This is a genomic window from Pseudomonas sp. GW821-FHT01C01 (genome assembly GCF_059422645.1).
On record NZ_JBWKXF010000048.1, the window covers coordinates 37,958 to 45,335 of the forward strand.

Annotated in this window: 8 protein-coding genes; 2 read left to right on the forward strand and 6 right to left on the reverse strand. The window is 61.7% G+C overall.

The window, feature by feature from the left end; all coding sequences use genetic code 11:
- Window positions 1–140 precede the first annotated feature (140 nt).
- Window positions 141–1,157 (forward strand): M14 family zinc carboxypeptidase, encoded by a 1,017-nt coding sequence (locus tag AC07XF_RS23150; RefSeq protein ID WP_495028330.1) that lies wholly within the window; start codon window positions 141–143, stop codon window positions 1,155–1,157.
- A gap of 19 nt (window positions 1,158–1,176) precedes the next feature.
- Here the strand turns inward: AC07XF_RS23150 and AC07XF_RS23155 are convergent, their stop codons facing one another.
- Both AC07XF_RS23155 and AC07XF_RS23160 read right to left on the reverse strand, forming a co-directional pair.
- Window positions 1,177–2,442 carry an epoxide hydrolase family protein gene (locus AC07XF_RS23155; RefSeq protein WP_495028331.1) on the reverse strand — a complete coding sequence of 422 codons (1,266 nt, stop codon included), beginning with the start codon at window positions 2,440–2,442 and terminating at the stop codon, window positions 1,177–1,179.
- Window positions 2,443–2,756: 314 nt separating this feature from the next.
- Window positions 2,757–3,122, reverse strand: coding sequence for a type 1 fimbrial protein (locus AC07XF_RS23160; RefSeq protein WP_495028332.1), 366 nt, complete (start codon window positions 3,120–3,122; stop codon window positions 2,757–2,759).
- Window positions 3,123–3,383: 261 nt separating this feature from the next.
- Between AC07XF_RS23160 and AC07XF_RS23165 the strand changes: the two genes are divergently transcribed.
- A complete protein-coding gene (locus AC07XF_RS23165) occupies window positions 3,384–3,845 on the forward strand; it encodes an HvfA family oxazolone/thioamide-modified RiPP metallophore (protein ID WP_495028333.1) in 462 nt (153 codons plus the stop codon).
- 75 nt (window positions 3,846–3,920) lie between these two features.
- Here the strand turns inward: AC07XF_RS23165 and phnE are convergent, their stop codons facing one another.
- From phnE to AC07XF_RS23185, 4 genes are read right to left on the reverse strand one after another with little or no spacing between them, the layout of a single operon-like run.
- Window positions 3,921–4,688, reverse strand: coding sequence for a phosphonate ABC transporter, permease protein PhnE (gene phnE, locus AC07XF_RS23170; RefSeq protein ID WP_495028334.1), 768 nt, complete (start codon window positions 4,686–4,688; stop codon window positions 3,921–3,923).
- Window positions 4,685–5,512, reverse strand: coding sequence for a PhnE/PtxC family ABC transporter permease (locus AC07XF_RS23175; RefSeq protein WP_495028335.1), 828 nt, complete (start codon window positions 5,510–5,512; stop codon window positions 4,685–4,687). Before AC07XF_RS23175 ends, phnE begins: the two co-directional genes overlap by 4 nt.
- Window positions 5,506–6,303, reverse strand: coding sequence for a phosphonate ABC transporter ATP-binding protein (locus AC07XF_RS23180; protein WP_495028336.1), 798 nt, complete (start codon window positions 6,301–6,303; stop codon window positions 5,506–5,508). Before AC07XF_RS23180 ends, AC07XF_RS23175 begins: the two co-directional genes overlap by 7 nt.
- Entirely contained in the window at window positions 6,300–7,151 is an 852-nt protein-coding gene (locus AC07XF_RS23185) for a putative selenate ABC transporter substrate-binding protein (RefSeq protein WP_495028337.1), read from the reverse strand. The genes AC07XF_RS23180 and AC07XF_RS23185 overlap by 4 nt, the downstream gene beginning before the upstream one ends.
- Window positions 7,152–7,378 lie beyond the last annotated feature (227 nt).

Below are 7,378 nucleotides of genomic sequence, written 5' to 3' on the forward strand. Positions count from 1 at the left end.
TTTTTCGGGGCATCGGTTGTCACAAGGCTGTCCTTGGGTGAGATTCCACGGTGTCGAGCTTAGTTGAACGCCTGTTCAATCACCAGCCTCGACAGCAGCGATACAACGTTTTTCAACGTTCATGACGGGAGGGAAAGCCAATGCCGCAGGACATTTCATTCAGTGTTCGCAACAACAACGGCGATGCCGTGCGGGTCGGTGCGTGGCGTTATGCAGGTGATGGCAGCGGGCCGAACGTGCACCTGCAGGCCGGCGTACATGCCGATGAAATCGCCGGGATGCTGGTCCTGCACCTGCTGATGCAACGGCTTCAGGTCGCCGAAGCCCAAGGCCGGCTCAAGGGCAACCTGACCGTGGTGCCGCAGGCCAATCCACTGGGTATCGGGCAGTTTCGCCAGGGGCGGATCCTCGGCCGTTATCACGATGCGACCGGGCATAACTTCAATCGCTCGTTCGACCAGTCGGCGGCCATGGAGCGAACTTCGACCTGCGTTCAGGAATGGCAAAAGAAACTGGTGCAACTGGCCGCCACGGCCGATGTGATGCTTGACCTGCACACCGACGACGAGGCCTTGCCGTACCTCTACGTACACCGCAGTTTCTGGCCACGCGGTCGCGAGCTGGCGGCAGCGATGAAGATGGACGTGGCGATCATCTGGGATGACGGCGGCGATGGTTCCTTCGAAGAAACCATCATTGCTCCATGGTTGTGTGAAGGCGTCACCGAGCACCGCATGGCCGCAACCCTGGAGTTGCGCGGGCAGGGCGATGTCAACGACCGCCTCGCCGAACAGGATGCCGAAGGGCTGTACAACTGGTTGTGCGGTTACGGTGTCATCGATGAGTCCGTGTCGCCTGCAGACTGGCCTGTCGAGGCTGTGGAAATGGGCCACATGGAAACCATCATCGCTCCGCAACCCGGCGTGCTGATCTTCGAAAAGGAGCTGGGAGATTTCGTCGAAGAAGGGCAGCGCTTTGCCCGGATTCTCAGGACCCCGGGCGATCCGTCCTCTGAAGTGGTGCTGCATGCCGAGCAAGCGGGGCGCCTGGTGACGCGCTATCGCGATCGCCTGATATCCCAGGGCATGGGCGTGGCGAAATTCACCGGCAGCCGGGTGTCGCGTCACTGGAGCGGCGGGCTGCTGGACCCCAATTGATGCGACGCGACCCCGTGAGTCAACGCAGCGGCCGAAACGCCGTGCGCAGCTCCTCGGTAAAGAGCTCCGGCTGTTCCCACGCTGCGAAATGGCCGCCCTTGGCAGCCTGATGGAAGTAGATCAGGTTGCGATAGGCGCGTCGGGCCCAGCTCTCCGGCGGAAAATAGACATCATCTGGGAATACCGTGACGGCCACCGGCAGGGTGATTTCGCCGGTTTTCTGTGCCGCAGAAAAAAGCGGGCTGCGACCTTTGTTTTCCCAATAGAGCCGACTGGCCGAGGCACCGCTGTTCGTCAACCAGTACAACGTGATGTCGTCCAGTACTTCATCCTTGTTTGGCGATTGCTTGGGGTCGGCGCCATACGTCCACTTGGCAAAGCCCGGGTGACCCAGCATAAACGCCGCGAGGAATGCCGGGGAGTCCGTTACGCCGTAGCCAATCATTTGCGGCCGCGCGGCCATCATTGCGCTGTAGGCCAGGTTTCCCTGTTTAATCGAAGCAGCCAGCGCGTCGTAAGTCGCGCGTTCCTGCTCGGAATACCCCGCAGGTGCGGGGCCACCGGCCGCGAGTGCGGCGGTCGCTTCCGGCGGGACCGTCGCCGGCAGGTTGAGGTGAATGCCCAGTAACCCGGGCACGGACTGGCGCGCCATGGCGCTCGTGATGGGACCGCCCCAGTCGCCACCCTGGGCAACGTAGCGGGAGTACCCCAGTCGCTGCATCAATTGCCCCCAGATCCGGGCCACATGGTCCGGGTCCCATCCGGGTTCAGTCGGTTTGCCGGAGAAGCCGTAGCCAGGGATCGACGGAATCACCACGTCGAATGCATCCGCGTTTTTGCCCCCGTGAGCAGCCGGATCGGTGAGCGGGCCGACCACCTTGATGAACTCCAGTACCGAGCCTGGCCAACCGTGGGTCAGGATCATTGGTAAAGCATTTGGCTGCGGCGAGCGCACCCAGATGAAATGGATAGCGACCCCATCGAGGGTGGTCGTGTACTGAGGCAAGGCATTGAGCTGCGCCTGGGCCTTGCGCCAGTCATAGTTCGTGCCCCAGTAGCGAACCAGTTCCTGCAGTTTCTCCAGCTGTGCACCCTGTGATCGATCGCCCACCGTCTCCTTGTCTGGCCAGCGCGTCGCCGCGATGCGGTTGCGCAGATCAGTGAGTTGTTGATCCTGAATATCGACATGGAAGGGCAGAACCGCGTCGGCGGCGGGAGCGGCGCTCAAGAGGGGCGAGTTGCAGAGTGCGAGGGTCATTAGCAGGACGACGAAAGCAGATTTCATCTTCATTTCCTCGTTGAGAGGTCTGCCTACATCCTTGCCCGGAGCGCATGGGCGAAGGCAGATGCTGCTCCTGAGACTGATCCCGTTCGACGGGACGCGCAAGCAGGTTTTATCAAACACACAAAACCTGTGGCGAGGGAGCTTGCTCCCGCTGGACTGCGCAGCAGGTCCCGCTTTTCAGGTGAAGAGCTGGGGGCCGCTACGCGCCCCAGCGGGAGCAAGCTCCCTCGCCACAGGCAAGTGTCCTGGCCACAGGTAACCTTGTTTATTCGGGCGCCTTCATGCGATGCAGATGTTCTGCGCGCACCTCGTTCTCAAGGCATGCTGAGGGTAATCAGGTAGTTTCCGGAACGGACTGGCGAGCCTGCATCATCCAACAACACATATTGCTGATCGAAATAACGACTTTCCCGGCCACTGTCAGCGAGCAGTTTTACGTTGACGCTGGTTTGACCGACAGCGCGGACGTTCGCGCTCGGCTGAATGGCGCTTGCTTCAACCTTCATTGCGCGACTGTGCGCAGGACATCCATGGAGCGCCAATGTGGCACCCGTGCCCACGCCAGACTTGCAGCCTGGCTCCACAACACTGCCCTGAAAGGCAATGGAGCCCGCCGCCAGGCACACACCATTAAGTGCGAAGAGAAGACTGAAGCCTGCCGTCATACGCTTGCCGTTCATATCTCACGCTCCTTGAGTTGTAAGGTCTACGTCGTCCATGAAGGGTAGAAGCTTGAGGCGTTTCTTGTATCGCCGTGTATCAAGCCACGACATCCTCATACAGCCATACAAAACCGGCGCTTTGCGGATACAGCCGGGATACACCACTGGGGCCAAATAGACCTGCCAAAGCGAGATGCACAACGCACCTCGCACAAGGTTCATTAACCCTTGTGGCACGACCAGAAAGGTCCAGCCACGCCATTGCTCCGGAGTATCAACATGTCTCGTATCCAGTTCCCGAACAAAACCCGTATTGGCCTGATCGCAGTTGCACTGGTCGGCGGTATCAACTTCGCTTCCTCGGCGTTTTCGGCCGAAGCCCTGCCTCAGGGATATCAATTGGCTTCCGCAGAGAAGACCAGCGAAGGCAAGTGTGGCGAAGGTAAATGCGGTGCCGAAGCCAGCGCGCAAAAGACTCAGGCAGAAGGCAAATGCGGTGAGGGCAAGTGCGGCGATGCTTCTTTCGCCAGGACCGACGCCGATCATGACGGCCGCGTGTCACTCAAGGAACTTCTGGCAGTGGCGCCCAAGGGCACTGAGGAGTTCAAGGCGATGGACGCCAACGGCGACGGTTTCCTGTCCGAGGGGGAGGTCTACAAATTCCGCACCAACCAGTACATTTCCAACGGCAAGAAAGTACCGACCGAGCTGTTCACCAAGTTGAGTCAGGCTAAAGACTGATCAGCCGCAACGAAAAAACCCTTCCTGTGTTGGCGCGCAGGAAGGGTTTTTTGCGTTGGGATTACACGCTACCCGTCAGGCTTTGACCCAACGCTGCCGACTCCAACTACTCAACCCATCAACGGCAAACACCAACAGCAACATGGCCAGAATCACCGTGCTGGCCTGAGCCTCCTGGAACAGGCTGAGGCTGACATAAAGCATCTGCCCCAAACCACCGGCACCGACGAAACCGAGCACGCTGGCCATGCGAATGTTGTTTTCCCAGCGGTACAGGATGTACGCCAGCAGTTGCGGAAACAGGTTGGGCAGGGTGCCGTAACAGAAGGCCCAGACCGCATTGGCGCCCTGCAGGCGCAGAGCGTTGGCCGGTCCCGGCGGAGTGTTTTCCAGCGCTTCGGCGAAGAGTCGACCGAGCACGCCGGTGGTGTGCATGGCCAACGCCAGGGTACCGGCGTTCGGGCCGAGACCGGCAGCCAGCACCATCAGCGCGGCCCACACCAGTTCGGGAATGGCGCGCAGGCCATTGAGCACAAGGCGAGACGCACTCTGCAACGGCCAACCGAAGCGCCCGGCCGCCGGCAGCGCCAACAGCAGGCCGAACACCGCCGCGAGCAGCGTGCCCAGGGCCGACATGGCGAGAGTTTCCACGGCGCCGCGGCTGATGGCTTGCAAATGGCCGGCGCTCAGGTCCGGGCTGAGAAAACGCAGCACGTAGGCGCCCATCTGCTTCAGGTTGCTGCTGCCACCCAGTTCACCGAGATCGATACCCAGATAGTTGAACGAGGCGACGACCGCCGCACCGATGCACAGGATCATCAGCAGGTTGATCAGACGATTCATGCCAACCTCCAACGCAGCAGGCGGCTGATCTGATCGGCCAGCAGCACCAATACGAAAAAGGTCAGCAACATGCTCGCCACTTCACCGCCGGCGAACATGCGCAACGACAAGTCAATCTGCTGGCCCAGCCCGCCGGCTCCGACGAATCCCATCACCACGGACGCGCGGATCGCGCACTCCCAGCGGTACACCGTATACGACAGCAGCTCCGCCCCGACGTTGGGCAGAATGCCGTAGCAGAAGGCCGTCAGCCGACCACAGCCGGCTTGCAGCAGCGCATGGGCGGGACGCTGGTCGACCGACTCGAAGATTTCCGCATAGACCTTGCCCAGCATGCCGCTGTAGGTGATGGCAATGGCCAGCACCCCGGCCGTCGGGCCGAGGCCGACGGCGCGCACGAACAGCAAGGCCCAGACGATTTCCGGCACGCTACGCAGGAAGATCAGCAACCCGCGCACCGGCCAGCGCAACAGCCGACCCAGGGCGCTCGGGCGACCACTGCGCGAGGCCGCCGACAGCGACAGCGCCCGGCTGGCCAGCAGGCTGGCGGGGATGGCCAACAGCAGGGCCAGGGCCATGCCGGCAGTGGCGATGGCCAGTGTCTGCAGGGTGGCTTGCCACAGCAACTGCAAGAACTCTTCGCCATGGGCGGGTGGCCAGAAGGCCGAAACAAAATGGCCCATTTCACTCTGGCTGTCGGCCTTGAGCAGCACACCCAGGTCCAGTTCGCTGTAGTGGATACCCGGCCACAGCAGGGCAATGGCCAGCAGGGTCAGCAGCAGGCGCAGGCGCGTGGCCGGATCTCGTGTATCGCGCTTCAGCATCGGGGAATCTGCAGGATCAAGGGCGCCACCGGAGCGGGCGGCGATTGCAGTTGCTCGTTGGCGTAGAGCCTGTCGAGCAAATCGTGGTCGACGTCGCTGGCGGGAAGGTCGAACAGGACCTGACCGTCACGCAATCCGATGATGCGTGAAAAGTGCGCCAGGGCCAGTTCCACCGCATGCAGGCTGGCGACCAGTGTCACCTTGTGTTCCTGCGCGTGGCGGCAAAGGACTGTCAGGGTGTGTCCGGCCAGCACAGGGTCCATCGCCGACACCGGCTCATCGGCCAGCAGCACTTCGGGCGCCTGGTACAGCACGCGGGCAATGCCCACGCGCTGCAGTTGGCCGCCGGACAACTGCTGGCACTGGGCGAACAGCTTGTCACCGAGGTCGAGTTTAAGCAGGGCCGCGCGGGCGCCAGGCACATCCACCGGATGCAGCAGGCTTAGCAGGCTTTTGGCAAAACCCCATTGCCCAAGCTTCCCGGCCAGCACCGCCGTGACCACCCGCTGCCGCGGTGGCAGCGGTGGCGCCTGGTGGACCAGACCGATGCGCGCCCGCAGTTGCTGACGCCGATGCGCACCCAGCTGCCAGGCGTGCTCGCCGAGTACCTCGACTGCGCCGTTGTCAGGGCGCAGGGCGGTGGCCAGCACGTTGAGCAGGCTCGACTTGCCGGCGCCGGACGGACCGATAATGGCGACCTGCTCACCGGCACCGATGTGCAGGTCGATCTCATGCAGCGCACGCACGCCATTGCCGTGGGTGAGGCTGACGCGGTTCAGATGCAAGGTCATTTCAGCAGGTCGGCAGCGCGCGCGGCTTCCTCGATGCCCTTGTAGTTCTCAGGCTTGGTCTCGATGAAACGGCTGGCGGCTTGCAGGTCCAGAATCGCTTTTTGCTCCGGGTTGGCCGGGTCGAGCGCGAGGAAGGCTGTCTTGATTTTGCCAGCCAGGGCCGGGTCGAGGGTGCCGCGCACGGTCCAGTTGTAATCGAAGTAGGCCGGCGTGGTGGCAAAGACCTTGACCTTGTCGGTGTCGACCTTGCCGGCCTTGACCAGTTTTTCCCAGACGCTGGCGTTGAGCACGCCGGCGTCCACTTTGCCAGCCTGAACCCAGGCGACCGTGGCGTCGTGGGCACCGGAGTAACCGACGCGGCTGAAATAGCTTTCCGGCTTGATGCCGTCCTTCAACATGAAATAACGCGGCATCAAACTGCCGGAAGTGGAAGAAACCGAACCGAAGGCAAAGGACTTGCCCTTGAGGTCGGCCAGCGACTTGACGGCCGGGTCGGCGGTGATGAATTTGCTGGTGAACTGGGCATCCTGCTCACGCTGTACCAATGGAATGGCATTGCCGGTTTTCAGTCGTGCCTGCACGAACGTGAAGCCGCCCAGCCAAGCCATGTCGATGCGGTCGGTGGCCAGGGCCTCGACCACCGCCGGGTAGTCGGAAACCGGCACGAATTCGACTTTCATCCCCAGTTGTTGCTCCAGATACTCGCCCAGTGGCTTGAACTTGCGCAGCAGTTCGGTGGGGGCTTCGTCAGGAATGGCGCTGACTTTCAACGTGTCGGCGGCCTGTGTCAGCAGGGCGGAAAAGGATAGGGTCAGGCCAACGGCCAATGCCAGGGTACGGTTGAGCATGGAAGTTCTCCGGTTCAATAGCGGAAAAATGTCGATGCGCCTCGCACAAGCTGTTTGCTGCACGACGCTTCGTGAGGGTAGACGAAAACGCCGCGATTATAGGGACTCCTGCGTGCTTGACCAGCTTTGCAACAGGGCTTAAGGCTAAAAAGACCTGTGGGAGCGGGCTTGCTCGCGAAAGCGGTGGATCAGTCGGCAATGACGTTGACTGACACACCGCTTTCGCG

What these genes read in the sequence shown, in the direction of transcription:
- AC07XF_RS23150 (WP_495028330.1), top strand. Translation starts at nt 141, where the DNA reads ATGCCGCAGGACATTTCATTCAGTGTTCGCAACAACAACGGCGATGCC.
- AC07XF_RS23155 (WP_495028331.1), bottom strand. Translation starts at nt 2,442, where the DNA reads ATGAAATCTGCTTTCGTCGTCCTGCTAATGACCCTCGCACTCTGCAAC.
- AC07XF_RS23160 (WP_495028332.1), bottom strand. Translation starts at nt 3,122, where the DNA reads ATGAACGGCAAGCGTATGACGGCAGGCTTCAGTCTTCTCTTCGCACTT.
- AC07XF_RS23165 (WP_495028333.1), top strand. Translation starts at nt 3,384, where the DNA reads ATGTCTCGTATCCAGTTCCCGAACAAAACCCGTATTGGCCTGATCGCA.
- phnE (WP_495028334.1), bottom strand. Translation starts at nt 4,688, where the DNA reads ATGAATCGTCTGATCAACCTGCTGATGATCCTGTGCATCGGTGCGGCG.
- AC07XF_RS23175 (WP_495028335.1), bottom strand. Translation starts at nt 5,512, where the DNA reads ATGCTGAAGCGCGATACACGAGATCCGGCCACGCGCCTGCGCCTGCTG.
- AC07XF_RS23180 (WP_495028336.1), bottom strand. Translation starts at nt 6,303, where the DNA reads ATGACCTTGCATCTGAACCGCGTCAGCCTCACCCACGGCAATGGCGTG.
- AC07XF_RS23185 (WP_495028337.1), bottom strand. Translation starts at nt 7,151, where the DNA reads ATGCTCAACCGTACCCTGGCATTGGCCGTTGGCCTGACCCTATCCTTT.